Consider the following 17,052-nt stretch of genomic DNA (forward strand, 5'->3'; position numbering starts at 1 on the left):
GTCACACCTTATACTTCCTCTTACGAGTTGGCAAAGTGCTGTGTTTTTGGTAAACAGTCGGGAGGGACTCTTTGCTGAGACCTACTTGCGTAGGCACACCTTATCGCGAACTTACGGTGCTAGTTTGCAGAGTTCCTTAAAGAGAGTTCTTCCACGCGCCTTAGAATACTCATCTCATCTACCTGTGTCGGTTTGCGGTACGGACAATTGCAACTAAACTTAGAGACTTTTCTTGGCACGATAGTATCAGTGATTCTCTTCTTAGTCCGAAGACCTTAAAGAGCCTGTCAGGTTTCAAATACAGGAGCGGATTTGCCTCTCTCCCAATCTACACCCTTCGACTAGCACTTCCATCAGCTAGCTCACCTAACTTTATGCGTCCTCCCATCGCACATTGCAATTGGTATAGGAATATTAACCTATTTCCCATCGCCTACCCCTTTCGGACTTGGCTTAGGACCCGACTAACCCTACGATGACGAACATCGCGTAGGAAACCTTAGATTTACGGCGGATACGATTCTCACGCATCTTATCGCTACTCATTCCTGCATGCTCACTTCTGTGCGCTCCAACACTCCTTACCGGTATGCCTTCAACGCTGCACAGAACGCTCTTCTACCACTGCTCCTAAGAGCAATCTACAACTTCGGTGTCTATCTTAGCCCCGTTATATTTTCAGCGCATGATCACTAGACCAGTGAGCTGTTACGCTTTCTTTAAAGGATGGCTGCTTCTAAGCCAACCTCCTGGTTGTTTGAGTAACCACACATCTTTTTCCACTCAGAATAGAACTTGGGGACCTTAGTTGGTAGTCTGGGTTGTTTCCCTCTTGACGATTGATTTTATCACCCACCGCCTGACTCCCAAGATACAACAAAAGGTATTCGCAGTTTGACAGGGTTTGGTACTGCGGCGAGCAGCCCTAGCCCAATCAGAGCTCTACCCCCTCTTGTTATGACTTGAGGCTATACCTAAATATATTTCGAAGAGAACCAGCTATCACCAAGTTTGTTTGGCCTTTCACCCCTATCCACAGCTCATCCCAGCCCGTTTCAATGGGCACGGGTTCAGTCCTCCACAAGCTGTTACACTCGTTTCAACTTGGCCATGGATAGATCACTTGGCTTCGGGTCTGCAGCGTCTGACTAAAGCGCCCTATTCAGACTCGCTTTCGCTACGGCTCGTTTTCACTTAACCTTGCCAGACACCACAACTCGCAGGATCATTATGCAAAAGGCAGTCCATCACCCTGATAAATCATAGGGCTCTGAATGATTGTAAGTAGATGGTTTCAGGTTCTATTTCACTCCGTTACCCACGGTTCTTTTCACCTTTCCCTCACGGTACTTGTGCGCTATCGGTGTAGTAGTAGTATTTAGGGTTGGAGAGTGGTCTCCCCGGCTTCAGCCCGGATTTCCCGTGTCCTGGCCTACTCTGGATACGACTATCTAGGGTTTTTCTTTCGCATACAGGGCTATCACCTTCTATGGCTTGCTTTTCCAAGCAACTCTGCTAGATAAACCCCTTGAATGTTGTCGTCCTCAACCCCGAGTGCAAGCACCCGGTTTGCCCTGTTCCCCTTTCGCTCGCCACTACTCAGGGAATCTCGTTGATTTCTTTTCCTCTAGCTACTGAGATGTTTCACTTCGCTAGGTTCGCTCTCTAAAAATAGAGTAATCCATATTGCTATGGATTGGGTTGCCCCATTCGGACATCTGCGCATCAATGCTTCTTGACAGCTCCACGCAGCTTATCGCAGTCTAGTGCGTCCTTCATCGCCTCTACTACCCAAGGCATCCACCATCTACTCTTAACATCTTGTTTGTTTCAGTTAGCATATCCGCTAAACTGCCTTGATAAGATTTCTACCGCCTTATTGAGTATAATTCTTTGGCTTTGTAGTTTTTACCTTTACATAGGCTATTGACAATAACAAGTCAAAAAACACTAAGCAAAGACTTTCCAGCGACACACTCCAAAAACGCACCTCTTAGGCAAAACCTCAAAAACACGCTTCAAGAAAAAGCCTTCAAGCCATTCACATTTGCTTAGGCAAAAGCGCATTATATCGGTGGAAAGCTTAAGGGGGGCTTAGGGGGGTGGTTGTTTTTGGAAATTGTGAAAATGTATCAATTTAGATTAGGTATAATTTAACAAAGGAAGCATAAATGAATTCTAATGGTTTGATTTTACAATTCCCAAAGATATTGGGGCAGTTTCTTGGTCTTAGATACTCCCTATGAATAAGACTTTTAGCACTATTGTCATTAGCTATGTCCTCTTGGCATTGCTAGGTGCGCTTTTATTAAGTTTGGAGCCTATGCGCACTAAAGCTATCCCTTTCTTGGATTTATTTTTTACAACTGCGTCAGCGGTCTGTCTTACAGGTTTGATCACGGCCAACCCAGCCAGCGATTTTAGTATCTATGGACAAGCGGTGATTTTAACCCTAATTCAGGCTGGGGGTTTTGGCTACATGGGTTTGGCTGGCCTCTTATTCCTCTTTATTGGTAAAAAGGTTGATTTTAAAAACCGCATGTTGCTCAAGGAATCTTTAGACTATCCTAACATGCAGGGTATTATCCGTTACCTCAAACAAATCTTATTTTTTACTATAGCTATTGAAGGTATTGGGGCCCTTATTCTCACCTTGCATTTTCTCTCGCATACGACATGGCACAAAGCCCTGTGGGCTGGAATATTCCATGCTATTTCAGCTTTCAACAATGCCGGTTTTAGCATTTTTGAAAGCAATTTATCAGATTATCGGGATGATGTTATAGTTAATTTAACGATTTGCGCGCTCATCATCTTAGGCGGTCTTGGTTTTTTAGCGTTGCGTGAATGCTACAATTGTCGTTGTAGTCCTCGTTTGAGTGTACATACACGCATTGTGCTTGTTGCCACAGCGATTTGTCTTGTTATAGGGGTTGCCGTATTGCTCATTTTCGAATGGGATAACCCTAAGAGTGTGGGGCATTTGGACTGGCCCCATAAAATTTTGAGTATTTTTTTTATTTCCGTAAATTTGCGCACAGCTGGCTTTAATACCATCGATATGGCAGGCTTGCATGACCAAAGTCTGTTTTTCTCCTCTTTGCTAATGGTAATTGGAGCGGCCCCGGGGAGTACAGCTGGGGGGATTAAGATTACTACGGTTACGATACTCTTGTTTTATGCTTATTGCGCCCTTAAGGATCAAGAAGTCGTGCTTTTTCAAAGAACAATCCCTGCCTCCATTGTCAAAAAGTCCTTCTTGATTGTTATCATTACCATTTTTTACATTGTATTTTCAACCATGATTTTGAGCGCGACAGATGACACGCAGAACAAACATTTTTTACCCTTGTTATTTGAAATTTGTTCTGCCTTTGGCACGGTGGGAGCAAGTACAGGAGATGGGGGCAATCTTTCTTTTGTTGCTACCTTTAGCAATTTTGGCAAACTCTACATTATTGCCTTGATGTTTATGGGGCGTGTGGGTGTTTTGGTTTTTAGTATGGCTTTGGTACGCAAAGGCAAAAAAAGCAGTGTGCGTTATCCAGAAGAAGGAGTTGTTTTATGAAAACTTATGCCGTTTTGGGCTTGGGAAAATTTGGAGGACATGTGGCCCATGGTCTCCTAGAAAATGGTGAGCAAGTGATTGCAGTAGATATTAATGAAGAGAGCACAAAACCTTTCAAGGGAATCTGCGATAATCTCTTTATCATTGATACAACCGATATCAATGCTCTAAGAGATACCGGAATTGGATCGGTGGATACAGCGATTGTAAGTATAGGGCAAAATGTCGAGGCTTCGATTTTAAGTGTGATGGCACTTAAAGAGATTGGAGTAAGTGAAGTTATAGCCAAGGCTTCTACTCTCATCCATGGCAAAATTCTTTCTAAAATTGGCACAGATCGCGTGATTTATCCCGAACGCGATGCAGCTAAAAGGTTGGTTAAAGGACTTTCTTTCAATCCAAACTTGGAGGTGATTGACATCACCAACAGCATGAAAATGATACGCTTAAATGTCAGTCATGCTCATCATGGCATGACGGCGCAACATTTTTTAAGTCTATTCAGGGCTGATCTCAAAATTGTCGCACTAAAGCGATCCAGTAAGTGGGAATACAATGCAGATTCAGCATTGGTGTTACAAGATGGAGATATTCTCTTGCTCTTTGGGCATGCTAAGGAGGCAAAGATTTTTATGAGTAGCAAGGAAACCTCCAAATTCAACAAATAGTGTTACAGGGCGTATCGTTGTAGTCATTTTTTCTACTTCTACATTCTTTCATTAATCAAACACAATCTAGTCTGCTGTTAGAGTAGCACGCAAGAGTTTTAAAAGGATTGTCATGAAAGAGTTCCACGAAGTCTATATCTATAGCGCAAAGCGCAGTCCTATTGGTTCGTTTAATGGGAGTTTATCCAGTGTGAGTGCGATCGCTTTGGGGGCTGAGGTGAGCAAGCAGGCGTTGCATGCAAGTGGATTTAATTCCTCTTTGGTGGATTTGTGCATTGTGGGTAATGTGATCAGCGCTGGACTCAAACAAGCCCCGGCTAGGCAAGTAGGCTTGCATGCGGGTTTACCCAAGTCTGTTGGGTGTTTCTTGGTCAATGAGGCATGCGGTTCGGGCTTGCGGGCGGTGATGTTGGGGGCGAGTGAAATCGCTTTAGGGCGTGCGCGCGCGGTGCTGGCAGGCGGGATAGAAAACATGAGTCTAGCCCCCCATGTGCTCATGGGCGCGCGTGGTGGCTTTAAAATGGGAGATGCCAAATTAGAAGACAGCTTGTTTAAAGATGGGTTGCAAGATGCCTATCAAAAGGCCTTAATGGGAGATTTTGCCGAAGCGTGCGCTAAAGCCCATCGCTTAAGCAGAGAAGAGCAGGATCATTTTGCCAAACATAGCTATGAAAAGGCGTTAAAAGCACTTGAAATGAAGGCTTTTGACTCTGAGATCGTGCCCATTAGTGTAGCTAACAAAAAGGGGGAAGTGGTGGTTAGTGTGGATGAGGAGCCCGGGCGCGTGGACTTTGAAAAGGGCTTAAAGCTCAAACCCGCCTTTGATAAAGAAGGCACAATCACCGCCTTTAATGCCAGCAAAATTAGCGATGGGGCGAGCATGTTAGTTCTGGCTAGCAAAGAGCTAGCTAAAGACACTTCTGCTAAACCCCTAGCTAAAATCCTAGATTACAATTCTTTTAGCCATGATCCCCATCTCTTCCCCACAGCCCCCGCTCCAGCTATTAAAGCCCTCTTAGAGCGCAACCACAAAAAGACTAGCGATATTGATCTTTATGAGATTAGCGAAGCCTTTGCGGTGGTGGGCACGCTCACCCAAAAAGAGCTAGGATTGCCCGATGAAAAGATCAATGTGCATGGAGGCGCGATCGCCTTAGGGCATCCCATTGGGGCTAGCGGGGCGCGCTTGCTCACGACTTTAGTACACGCCTTGCACCGCCATAACAAACATTTGGGCGTGGTGTGTTTGTGTGTGGGCGGGGGCGAAGCAGTGGCGATGCTAGTAGAGAGACTTTAAGGAGAGCGCATGGACAAGATTGTAGGCAGTATTGAGGAAGCCATTGCGGGCGTGCAAGATGGCATGACTATCATGTTTGGGGGTTTTGGGCTGTGTGGCATTCCAGAAAATGCGATCATGGCTTTAAGCAAAAGCGGGGTAAAAAATATCACTTGCATTTCTAATAATCCCGGGGTGGATGATTTTGGGCTAGGCTGGCTTGTTAAAAACAAACAAATTAAAAAGATGATCGCTAGTTATGTGGGCGAAAACGCCACCTTTGAACAACAATTTCTAAACGGAGAGGTAGAGGTGGAATTTAACCCGCAGGGCACGCTAGCTGAGCGCATTAGAGCAGGGGGGGCGGGCATTCCGGGCTTTTACACCCCCACGGGTGTAGGCACAATTATCGCGGAGGGTAAGGAGCATAAAGAGTTTGAAGGGCGCACTTATATTTTAGAGAGCGCACTAAAAGCAGACTTTGCTTTTATTAAAGCCCACAAGGCGGATACCTACGGTAATCTTGTTTTTAATAAAACCGCGATGAATTTTAACCCGATGATGGCCAAAGCTGCCAAAGTAACTGTAGTTGAGGTGGAGGAGATCGTAGAATTGGGCGCACTTGATCCCAATTTTATCCATGTCCCCGGGGTGTTTGTGGATCGCATTTTCAAGGGGAGTTTTGAAAAGCGGATCGAACAACTCACACTCAAAAAGGGAGAATAAATGGATTACATGAACATGGGTTGGAATCGCCAGCAAATGGCGCAAAAAGCGGTAGAGGATATTAAAGATGGGTATTCGATCAACTTAGGGATTGGTATCCCTACTCTAGTAGCCGATTACATCCCCAAACATATCAGCGTGATGTTACAAAGTGAAAATGGGATGTTGGGCATGGGGCCTTTTCCCACTAAAGAGGAAGTGGACGCGGATTTGATCAATGCGGGCAAGCAGACCATTACCCAAAGTTTGGGCGCGAGTTATTTTAGCTCAGCAGAAAGCTTTGCGATGATCAGGGGGCAACATATCGATCTGACCATTTTAGGGGCTATGGAAGTTTCCGCACAGGGGGATTTAGCCAGCTGGATGGTGCCCGGAAAATTGGTTAAGGGCATGGGCGGGGCGATGGACTTAGTGGCGAGCGCTAAAAAAGTCATTGTGATCATGCAACACACGGATAAAAAGGGCAATTTAAAGCTGGTCAAAGAGTGTAGCTTGCCCCTCACAGGCCCTCAATGTGTCTCAAAGGTCATCACTAATTTAGGCGTTTTTGAGATCAAGGGGGGGAAATTCATCCCTCTAGAGTTGGCTCCGGGTGTGGATCACGCGCCCCTGCCTTAAAGGAGGTGTTTTTCAAACTGACGCGCATTTTTAAAAACCTTAAGAAAAGGAGTTAACATGAAGTACTTAGTCAATTTGGACAATGGCGGGACGCTCACAGATATTTGTGTGGTGAGTGGCTCTGAGGTTACCTACACTAAAACCCTCACCACCCCTATAGATTTATCCGAATGCTTTTTTAAAGGAATCACCAAAGCCAGCGAGGAAATTTATGGCAAGGATGGCTTTACCAAGCTTTTACACACGACCGAGCTTATCCGCTACTCTTCCACGCAGGGGACTAACGCGCTGGTAGAAAGAAAAGGCCCCAAATTAGGACTCATCACAGATGACCCCCATTTACAAACCAAGCTTACGAAAACCCTCCACCAACAAGATTTATTTGGTAGTTTGGTTGGCGCGCGCTTGAGCCTTTTAGAGCATGTCCAAGACCCCCGCAAAATGGAAGAGGAATTAGTGGGTGCGGTGAATACCCTTACAAATAAGGGGGCTGAACGCCTCATTGTGGCGATCAAAGATAAAGAGATGGAAAAGGCGTTCAAACATGCCTTCTTGCTCCAATTCCCCCGCCACCTATTAGGCTCTGTCCCCGTGCTCTTCTCTTGGGAATTCACCCATGACACCAGCCGTGTTAGACGCATTTGGTCGGCCCTGCTCAATAGCTTCTTACACCCTACAATGGAGCGCTTTTTATACTCCGCAGAGCACCGCCTCAAAGCCCACAAAGTCAAAAACCCCTTACTAATTTACCGCAATGACGGGGCATCTTCGCGGGTGGCTAAATCTGTGGCTTTAAAAACCTACTCTTCAGGACCCAGAGGGGGCATTGAGGGCACAAAAGCCCTAGCTAAAGCCTATGGCTTTAACCATGTCTTGATGGTGGATGTGGGGGGCACAACTTCAGATGTGGGGCAGGTGGAAGCCCACAAGATCAAGACTGCAAGGCGTGGGAGTGTGGAGGGGATTCAAATTTCCTTTGAACTTAGCGATGTGAAATCCTATGGCGTGGGCGGGGGTTCGATCTTGCGCGTGGATAATAAGGGCGCAATCACTGTAGGCCCTGATAGTGTGGGAGCAGCTCCTGGTCCTGCTTGCTTTGGCTTTGGGGGTTCTGAGGCGACTATGACTGATGTGAATGTGGCTTTAGGAATCATCGATCCAGAGACCTATTTAAATGGGCAACAAAAGCTAGACAAACAGCGCGCCATTGCAGCCATTACTGAAAAGATCGCCAAACCCTTAGGTGTGAGCCTAGAAAAAGCCCTTTTTGCGATGCAAGATGCGTACGCAGAATGCTTGGCCGCTTGCTTAAAAGGACATGTGCAAAAAGACACGGTGCTAGCTGCCTTTGGGGGCGGGGGACCTATGAGCGCGTGTTTGGCTGCGCGCAAGGCGGGCATTAAACGCGTGATTGTGCCTAAATTGGCTGCGGTGTTCTCTGCCTATGGGATTAGCTTCTCTGATGTGGCGCAAACCTTTGAGCGCGACATTACAGATTTGAGCAAGCCAGAAATTCAAGCCATTCAAGAGCAAATGCACGAACAGGCTAAAAGGCATATGTATCAAGAGGGCTATAATTGGAGCGAGTGCAAACATGAATGGAAGGTGATTATAGAAAATGCCGATGGTTCTGAAGATCATGTAACCCACCTAGATGACACCGCCCAAATTGACAAGGATCAAAAACGCATTTTAGCCTACCATGTGCGCTATGAGCTCTCCCATCCGAGTTTGCGCGCTAGCCTGCCCAAGCACACTTCTACCGCCCGCGTGCATAGTAGCCGTGAAGTGCTTGAGGAAAAAGGCCCCCACCATAACCCGGTAGTGGTGTTGCTGGAGCAAAAAACAGGCGCGCATACGGAAGGGCCAGCCATTGTAGAAGGGCCTTTTTTCACCGCCCGCGTGCCTGAGGGGTGGAGTTTGCTTGTTACAGATAATGGCGATTTGATTTTAGATGACAAAGCTTAAGGAGTTAACCATGCGCGTTCCAATGACAGAATACCTAATGATCGATCTCAATAGCGAGAGGTGGCTATGCCGTGTGTGTGGGCATGACTTTGGGGATGCCCGGGACACTTATAAAAAAGGCACGCTCATTTACGATCGCAATCCGGAGGAGATTCACCCCCCTATTTTAGACCCCAAACGCTACCAATACACCTTTTCGCCCGATCCCAAATTCTGCCGAATCTATGAATACTATTGCCCCACCTGCGGGACTCAGATTGAAACCGAATATGTTCCCCCCAACTACCCCCCCACCATTGACATGCTTTGGGACATTGACGACTTAAAAAGACGCTGGAAAGAGATCGGGGAAGATCCGGAAACTTCAATCCACTATGGCCCGGGCGAGAACGCCCAAGCGGATTTGCGCGCTAAGTTTGATAAAAAGTAAGGAGGTTGCATGAAACGCATTTCTGTAGACATTGGCGGGACTTTCACCGACTGCTTTTTTGCATGGGATGGCAAGTATATTGAATCTAAAGCCCTCACCACGCATCATAACCTCTCTTTGGGCTTTAATGCTGCGCTGGATAACGCCTGTAAAATGGCAGGGCTCACACGCGAACAAGTGCTTAAAGAAGTGGACAGCGTGCGCTATGCTACCACTCTGGGCACAAATGCGCTCATTGAGGGCAAGGGCCCTAGAGTGGGCGCGATTGTTACGCATGGCTTTGAGGACACCATTCACCTATCCCGTGGTAAGGGATATGGGGAGGGCTTAGATGTTACCGAGCAGGGCAATATGCCCAATGCCCAACGCCCCGACCCAATAGTGCCTAGGCGTATGGTGCGCTCAGTCAAGGAGCGCGTAGATAGTGTGGGGGAAATCTTAGTGCCTTTGCAAAAAGAGGATGTCAGAAAGCAGGTGCGCGATCTGGTGGATAATGGCGCGCAGGCGATCGTGGTCGCGCTCACCAATGCCACTGAAAACCCCAGCCATGAGCAACTAGTGTTAGAGACCATTTTAGAGGAATACCCCGCGCATGAATTAGGCGCGATCCCAGTGATTTTAAGCTCTCAGGTTTCCGGGCGCAAGGGCGAATATGTACGCGCCAACACAACCATTATTGACGCGTTTTTATATGAAATCATGTTCCATGCGCTCAGTCAACTCAGCTCCAACCTGCGCGATAGCGGGTATGCTAAACCCATGCTAGTGATTCACAATAGCGGAGGGATGGCACAGAGCAACTCCACTGATAGCCTGCAAACCATCCACTCCGGACCAGTAAGTGGGGTGAGCGCGTCTCAGCACCTCTCAGAAACTACTGATATTGGTAATGTGGTGTGTATGGATATGGGCGGGACTTCCTTTGATATAGGGATTTTGCCCAAGGGCGGAGTTAAACACTATGACTTCCAGCCCGTGATCTGCCGCTGGTTAGTAACTTTGCCTATGATTCACCTCAACACCTTAGGGGCGGGGGGTGGCTCGATTGCCACTTACGATCGCATCCACAAGGCGGTTAAAATCGGTCCTGAGAGCGCGGGCTCAGATCCCGGGCCTGCTTGTTATGATCGGGGCGGACTTAATCCCACAGTAACGGATGCAGACCTTCTGCTAGGCTATTTAGACCCTGAGAACTACGCCAATGGGGTGATCAAGCTCAACCCCAAACGCTCTAAATTTGTGATTGAAGACAAGCTTTGCGATCCCCTTGATTTGGATGTGATTGAAGTCGCTAAGGTCATTAAGCGCACTGTAGATGAGCAAATGGCGATTGGTATTGAAATGGAGCTACGCAAAAATGGGGGCAATGTGGATGAATTTACTATGGTTGCCTATGGGGGCAATGGGCCTTTACATGCCTGTGGGATCGCCTACCATGCAGGTATTAATAAAATCCTTTTTCCCCCCTTTGCCTCAGTCTTTTCAGCCCTTGGGGCGGGCAATATGAAACCCCTGCACATCCATGAACGCAGCGGGTATATTGTGCTCTATGAACCCATCGCGCGCAAACTCTTTGATGAATACGATCGCCTAAATGAATACATTGAGGAGTTAGAAAGACGCGGTAAGGAAGACTTGCGCCGTCAAGGTTATGATATTTCGGGCGTGCAACACCGCTTGGAGATGGACATGCGCTATGGCAACCAGCGGGTTACAACCTCTGTAGTTCTAGACATCAACCGCTTTAATGGCGTGGGGGATGTGTTGCGTGCGATTCGCACCTTCTCAGAAGTCTACGCCCAGCGCTATGGCAAGGGGGTTGAAGCTCCTGAAGCGGGTGTACGCGTGCAAACCGTGCGCGTGGCGACCTATATTGAAACCGATGTGGTGCACTTTAAGGAACTCTATAGCGATCATAAAAGACGCGTCCCTAGCGCTAAAAGCACGCGCAAAGTGCACTATGTGAGCGAAAAAGAACCCATTGAAACGCCTATTTATGATGAGAGCGTTTTAAGCGCAGAATATGTCATCCATGGCCCTGCTATCATCACCACCAAGAGCACGACCTACCTTGTGGAAAAGAATTGGCGCGTAGAGCCCACCCCACAGGGCGCGGTTTGGTTGCTAAAAGATAATATCAATGCAAAATAAGGAGAATCCCATGCCAGATAACACTAAAGGGACTCATGTCCACGCCCACAACCACCCCCACGCGCACAGCCACCACGCGCATGGAGGGTCTAAAAAAGAATTGAGCGCAGAGGAGCAGGCTTGGGTAGATGATTTTATGAATGAAACCACGCTGTTTTTAGGCCCTGATCCAGAGATTATGCGCCACCACTCCATTGCCAAGCGCACCCCTTTAGAGGATGAAGTGCTCAAAAAAGGGGGCGATCCTCTGCTTTATGATAGGATTCGCCGCCGCCTTAGTGGCTCGCTAGATGAGGCTTTTGAAATGTGTGAGAGCATGGGCGCAGCACCTGGGGCTAAGTGGGCGGATTTGTCCGTGGCGGTGTATACGGCTAGTGGGGATGTGTGCTACATGTCTAATCGCGGGGTGATCGCCTTTGCGGCCGTCTTGCACCACCCGATTCGCTACATCATGAAATATTGGAAAGATGAGCCCACGGTGGGCATCCACGAGGGGGATGGTTTTTTCCACAATGACGCGCGTTTTGGCTGTGTGCATAACACCGATCAATCCATGCTAACCCCCGTGATTCGCAATGGGGAGATCATCGCGTGGGTGGGCGCAACCATCCATGAGGGCGAAAATGGAGCATGTGAGCCCGGAGGCATGCCCTCAGGTTCTGAAACCCCCTTTGATGATGGCCTGCGTGGGAGTCCCATGAAAATTGTCGAGCGGGGCAAATTGCGCCGCGATTTGCTCACCTTTTTACAGCACTCCACGCGCGATCCAAAACTGATGCTAGCTGACATTAAGGTCAAAATGGGGGCGGTGCGCCGCGTGATGGACATTGTGGATCGCATGATTGATGAATACGGGATCGATGCTTTCGTGGGTGCAATTCGCATGACTGTGGAGGATGTAGAAAATGAAGTGCGCCGCCGCATTAAAGCCATGCCCGATGGCGTGGTAACTGTGCAACAATTTGTCGACTCCACGCTTAAAGAAAATATCTTGATCAAATTCGCCTGCAAAATCACAGTTAAAGGCGATCACATGACCGTGGATTTAAGAGGCTCTGGCAAGGAGATCATCAACCGCGCGATCAACTCCCCTTTAGCCTCCACTAAGGCGTTTTTTGCCCAAGCGATTTTAAACCACTGGTGGCCCGATCTGCCCCGCTCCACCGGTGCGCTCTCTCCCATTGAGATCATCTCAGATGAGGGTACTTGGGGGGATTGCTCTTATGACGCGCCCAATGGGCAAAACCTGCAAGCCTCTTTCCGCGCCTTTAGTGCCTTGCAAATCGCCTATGCCAAATTGCAATTTTCCATGCACACCAAATACGCCAATGTGCTTGCCCCTTGGTTTAACCAAATTAATGACTTTCTTTGGGGCGGGGAAACCCAACATGGCGAGCAGGTGGGCAACCTGTGCGCCGATTTAAATGGCATGGGCGGGGGAGCTAAGGCCTTTAGAGATGGCGAGGACGCGGTCGCGCCTCTGTTTTGCGCAATGGCAGACATTGGCGAGCAAGAGGTCATGGAAGAAGAAGTGCCCTTTTTGCAACTAGTGAGTAAGCGCGTGGTGCGCGATAATCAGGGCTTTGGCAAATACCGCGGAGGCATGGGCTATGAGATGATCGTAGCTGCGCGCAACACGCCGGAATGGGGCTTTATGACCGTAACCTCTGGGGCGAAGTTTTCTAGCGTGCCCGGACTCTTTGGGGGCTATGGGTGTGCAACCTACCCTCTAGCCATGGTCAAAGGGATCAATATTTTTGAGATCATCAAAAAGAACCCTGAAGAGTTTGACCTCTCGATGGAGCGCGTGATGAATGAACGCCCCTTTAAAGGCGGGGTTTATACCACCTATCACATGGGCTTGCAATTTGACCGCTCCCAAGAGGGCGAGTTGTATATGATTGCCCAGGGCTGTGGGGGCGGCTATGGGGATGTTTTAGAGCGCGACCCTGAGCTAGTGATGGAGGATTTGCAAATTGGGCGCATCTCTGAGCATGTCGCCTCTGAAATTTATAAAGTCGTGTGGGATAAAGAAACCTTTGTTGTAGATGAAGAGGCGACTAAAAAGCTACGCGCGGATGAGCGCAAAGCCCGCCTAAAAAGAGGTCTGCCCTATGATGAGTTTGTGAAAAAACATGTCAAGGACGAACCGCCTAAAGACCTTTATTATTACGGCTCTTGGGGTGAAGAAAACCCTGAAGAGTTGATCGCCACTGTATGGGATCACCATGGACCCAAACGCATTAAGGGCAAGGTGCATGAAATTCCCCTAGTGGTCGTGCCCAACCGCCATGTGCTCAAAATCGCCCAGCTAGAAAAAAGGGTGGAGGAGTTGGAGATTAAATACGAGGGCGGGGTTAGCCCCAAGTTGGTATAAAATCATATCCACCGCGTAGCTACTCGGTGGAGACGGTCAATCTTGTTATCTAAAATCCGAAGCACGCACGAGAAAGGGTGTTTAAGTCGATTGTTATTTTGTGAGAGTGGCAATCCTAGTGTATTACCCCGCATTGAATCTCGTGATGTGGAAAAACTTGTAATCGTTCTACATGATATCTTTGGTTCTACAATGGCATCTTGTTACATGAAAGTTTTTTAAGGGAATACCAACACTTCATAAACCCAAGTGTAGGTAGAGATAGTTTAGAACAAAATAGAGTACCTTAAGATTTTACTCACACATGACTTCAATAAGATTACATTTACATACAAGATTTTCCCATTATGAATAAGTCTTGAGAAATAACTTACACGCCAAAAAGCAAGATAAATGTGATTGTGTCATGTATAAACATGAGTGTGGCGTAGGTTATGCCAATATCTTTTATTTTAATAACATTGATTATAAAACAGGAATGCCATTATAAAAAATATTAAAGTTTGCACCGTTGGGCTTGATGCTTTTTGAAAAAACGCTCTCTTACACTCTTTGCAACACAAGTTACCACTTGGAGATTTTGCGCGCATTGGACGATTAGACGATTAGAAGAGTCTGCGAAACGAGCGCAGTACTGCCAAAGGCAGAAATTACATTGTCAAAGAGAAACAAATTTTCCAATCTCTCTTTGTTTAATCTACTTAAAAAGCGTGTTGGGCAAAGCATAGTCATAAATCCCTGAAGAGGGCATAGCCCCTAGTCTAAAAAATTTTTATTGAATAATCCTGACTTGGTATTTGTTCGAGGAGAAAAACGGCATGCAGTCTCCCAAAGCATAGCATAAAAACCGAGATCAACATTGTAGTCGGGTTACATAAATAAAACTTAAATAGAAAATCACCACAAAATAATAAAAACTGCTTAGGATATGCCACCTATTTAAAAAAGCGGAGCATCCATACTCTTAGGGACAGGTAAACCCATCAATTTCAACACGCTAGCCGCCACATTGTTTAACCCCCCGTTTTTAATCTGCTTGATTCCCCGCCCTAACACAAAACAATAGACTTCAAAAGTACTATGATTGGTCAGCATGCCTCCATCTTTAGCGCGCATTTGCTCACAATTCCCATGGTCGCTGGTCAGCAACATTGCATAATCTAGCTCTTGAGCTAAGTTTAAAATCTGCCCTAGCTCTGTATCTAGTGCTTCTACCGCCTTGATTGCTGCTTCTAAATTGCCCGTATGCCCCACCATATCTCCATTAGCAAAATTAACAATAATAAGGTCCTTGCCTGCACGCATCCCAGCGCGCACAGCCTCCCCCACTTCAGGGGCACTCATCTGTGGGCAGAGATCGTAGGTGCTCACTTTGGGGCTGGGGATGAGGACTCGCTGCTCATTTTTAAAAGGGGTTTCTACGCCTCCATTAATAAAAAAGCTTACATGGGCGTATTTCTCTGTCTCGGCCGTATGAAGCTGGCTCAAACCCGCTTGAGCCACTATAGAGGCTAGGCATTCCTTGATTTCCTCTTTAGGAAATAAAACCGGATAATTAAAAGAAGTGCTATAAGAAGTCATGGTAGCTATGCTCAACTCGGGCGCACCAGCTCCACACTCGCAAAGACCCTCAAAGACTTCCAAATCTCCCCCCAACACTTGGATAATCTGGCGGGCGCGATCGCTTCGAAAATTGATCATAATCAAACCATCTCCATCAAACATGCCTGCATAATTGCCAAAACTGGCCGGCTCAAAAAATTCATCACTGATATTTTGCGCGTACATGTTATGAATGTACTCTTCAGGGTTGAGAGTGCTTTTGTTGCGCGCATGGGCGATGCTCTCATAAGCCTTTAGAGTGCGCTCAAAGCGTTTATCTCTATCCATAGCAAAAAAACGCCCTGAAAGAGTGGCAATGGTAATATTTTCATTACAAATGCCCTCCACGAGTGTCAGATATTCTAAAGCACTTTTAGGGAGAACATCACGCCCATCACTAATCAAATGTAACCAAACCTTTTTGCCCGATCGCTCCAACAAGAGGGCCATGCTCATGAGATGATCGATGTGGGCATGCACGCCTCCATCACTCATGAGTCCTAAGACATGCACTACCTCACTTTGACCAATCACATATTTAAAAGCTGGATTATCTTCTAAGAGCTCTTGATCAAAGGCTTTAGAAATGCGCACCAAATCTTGATCTAGTACCCTGCCCGCTCCAATGCACATATGCCCTACCTCTGAATTACCCATTTGATCAGAGGGCAAGCCCACACTTAAGCCATGCGTTTTAAGCAGACTATGAGGGAGATTTGCAAACATCCAATCGTAAGCAGGCTTTTTAGCATGATAAAAAGCGTTGCCCTCAGCAAAGGGGTTATGACCAATACCATCGGTGATAATCAACAAAGTCTTTTGCATTTAAAACACCGGATCTTCTTGGAGTAAGAAAATAGAATCGTCTTTACGCTTTTTGACCGGTTCGGGTTGAGGTTTAGTTTCGATCTTTTGAGGGGGAGGGGGAGGGGGAGGCGTGGGTTTTTTATGTGTGTTGTGTTTGGGAGAAGAGGGGCGTTTTTTGGTGTTCTTGCTCTGCGGACGAATCTCTATAGGGCGATGATTTTGCGCATAAGTGAGGTGTTTAGCTCCGGGGTTATTGTGGGCATCTACGCTTTGCTCTAAGGCAGGCATCACACCCTGCAACACCTTGATTTTAGCCAAAATATCTTGGTAATATTCTGTAGCTACTTGATTCAAATAGTCGTTTTTTTGCCAGCGCAAGCCCTTATGGTAAGACTTGATCATGTCTTTTAAATTGCCCTTATAGGTGCGCCGCCAACTCACCAACATATCTAACGCCACTTTGGAGGCAAAAGCCCGATCGCGAATCAGCATATCCCCATAAACATTTTGCATAAAGCGGGTGTCCCGCTCGTTGTAGAGCTTGATCACTGCAGGAATATAGGCATGATAAATTCCTGCACTTGGATCACCAAAATTTACGCGGTACATGCCGGCACACGATTCTTTCCAAGCGATAGCGGCCATCTCATAGCCCAATTCTTGCTTAAAGCCGTAGCGGTAGGCGTAAACTACAATGTCCTTTTGTTTATCGTTAAACTTCATGGGATCATTGCATTCAGCCAAGTCTGCCCTCTGAGCTCCAAGCAAACTACAAAAACCTAAAAGCCCTAACAACACACCCCGCCACCCATGCACTCTATCCATCCCAACCCCTATTAAGCATACTTGTTTCCATAATTT

The 17,052-nt window shown here is 47.0% G+C and carries 11 protein-coding genes and 1 rRNA gene; 9 read left to right on the forward strand and 3 right to left on the reverse strand.

What is annotated here, in order from left to right:
• Window positions 1-1,827 (reverse strand): 23S ribosomal RNA (locus C6H00_RS04710); the annotation flags it as partial.
• Window positions 1,828-2,242: 415 nt separating this feature from the next.
• Here C6H00_RS04710 and C6H00_RS04715 point away from each other — a divergent pair.
• The 9 genes from C6H00_RS04715 (at window position 2,243) to C6H00_RS04755 (ending at window position 13,782) form a co-directional block, all read left to right on the forward strand.
• Window positions 2,243-3,568, forward strand: a complete 1,326-nt coding sequence (locus tag C6H00_RS04715) for a TrkH family potassium uptake protein (protein ID WP_104749875.1) — start codon at window positions 2,243-2,245, stop codon at window positions 3,566-3,568.
• Window positions 3,565-4,236, forward strand: a complete 672-nt coding sequence (locus C6H00_RS04720; RefSeq protein ID WP_104749876.1) for a potassium channel family protein — start codon at window positions 3,565-3,567, stop codon at window positions 4,234-4,236. Before C6H00_RS04715 ends, C6H00_RS04720 begins: the two co-directional genes overlap by 4 nt.
• A gap of 112 nt (window positions 4,237-4,348) precedes the next feature.
• A complete protein-coding gene (locus tag C6H00_RS04725; RefSeq protein WP_104749877.1) occupies window positions 4,349-5,533 on the forward strand; it encodes a thiolase family protein in 1,185 nt (394 codons plus the stop codon).
• Between the two features lie 9 nt (window positions 5,534-5,542).
• Window positions 5,543-6,238, forward strand: a complete 696-nt coding sequence (locus C6H00_RS04730) for a CoA transferase subunit A (RefSeq protein ID WP_104749878.1) — start codon at window positions 5,543-5,545, stop codon at window positions 6,236-6,238.
• The gene (locus C6H00_RS04735) at window positions 6,239-6,856 is read left to right on the forward strand and encodes a 3-oxoacid CoA-transferase subunit B (RefSeq protein WP_104749879.1); all 618 of its coding nucleotides are present in this window, start codon (window positions 6,239-6,241) and stop codon (window positions 6,854-6,856) included.
• Between the two features lie 57 nt (window positions 6,857-6,913).
• Complete coding sequence (locus C6H00_RS04740; protein WP_104749880.1) at window positions 6,914-8,824, forward strand: hydantoinase/oxoprolinase family protein; 1,911 nt, start codon at window positions 6,914-6,916, stop codon at window positions 8,822-8,824.
• A gap of 10 nt (window positions 8,825-8,834) precedes the next feature.
• A complete protein-coding gene (locus C6H00_RS04745) occupies window positions 8,835-9,254 on the forward strand; it encodes an acetone carboxylase subunit gamma (RefSeq protein WP_053941622.1) in 420 nt (139 codons plus the stop codon).
• 9 nt (window positions 9,255-9,263) lie between these two features.
• Window positions 9,264-11,405, forward strand: a complete 2,142-nt coding sequence (locus tag C6H00_RS04750; protein WP_104749881.1) for a hydantoinase/oxoprolinase family protein — start codon at window positions 9,264-9,266, stop codon at window positions 11,403-11,405.
• Between the two features lie 10 nt (window positions 11,406-11,415).
• Complete coding sequence (locus C6H00_RS04755; RefSeq protein ID WP_199769189.1) at window positions 11,416-13,782, forward strand: hydantoinase B/oxoprolinase family protein; 2,367 nt, start codon at window positions 11,416-11,418, stop codon at window positions 13,780-13,782.
• 939 nt (window positions 13,783-14,721) lie between these two features.
• On the opposite strand, the gene gpmI is transcribed toward C6H00_RS04755, so the two are convergent.
• Window positions 14,722-16,209, reverse strand: coding sequence for a 2,3-bisphosphoglycerate-independent phosphoglycerate mutase (gene gpmI / locus C6H00_RS04760; protein WP_104749882.1), 1,488 nt, complete (start codon window positions 16,207-16,209; stop codon window positions 14,722-14,724).
• Window positions 16,210-17,016 carry a hypothetical protein gene (locus tag C6H00_RS04765; RefSeq protein WP_104749883.1) on the reverse strand — a complete coding sequence of 269 codons (807 nt, stop codon included), beginning with the start codon at window positions 17,014-17,016 and terminating at the stop codon, window positions 16,210-16,212.
• Between the last annotated feature and the right edge of the window lie 36 nt (window positions 17,017-17,052).

The organism is Helicobacter cynogastricus (genome assembly GCF_900197855.1).
In the GTDB taxonomy this organism is placed as follows: Bacteria; Campylobacterota; Campylobacteria; order Campylobacterales; family Helicobacteraceae; genus Helicobacter; species Helicobacter cynogastricus.